Raw genomic sequence first — 326 nt, 5'->3', positions numbered from 1 at the left:
GCTATACCCGGTTGTTGTTATGCCGCCATTCTGACGGCGTTGCTGTTGGCCATCTGGTCCGGGGTTAACCCCGGACCAGATGGCGTCGACGCGCCATGATACGCCTCATCAGGCGTTCGTCCAGCCAGCGCCCACGCCCGTCCATGCTAATGCGGATCTGACGTTCTTCCAGGATACCGGTAAAACGGGGCGTCGTGAATTGTGAGCCCTGGTCCGTGTTGAAAATCTCCGGGGTGCCGTAACGCATCAGCGCATCCCGGAGTGCCTCAATACAGAACTCCGCGTCCATCGTGTTCGACAGACGCCAGGACAGCACCTTGCGAGTG

General features: G+C 59.8%; 1 pseudogene. It reads right to left on the bottom strand.

The features are described from left to right. Positions 1 to 97: 97 nt before the first annotated feature. A pseudogene (locus DY926_RS15530) lies at positions 98 to 326 on the bottom strand (DDE-type integrase/transposase/recombinase); the annotation flags it as partial.

The organism is Komagataeibacter melaceti, from assembly GCF_003403295.1.
Lineage (GTDB): Bacteria > Pseudomonadota > Alphaproteobacteria > Acetobacterales > Acetobacteraceae > Komagataeibacter > Komagataeibacter melaceti.
Note: the sequence above shows the minus strand (reverse complement) of the source record. Positions and strands in the feature narration are given on the sequence as shown.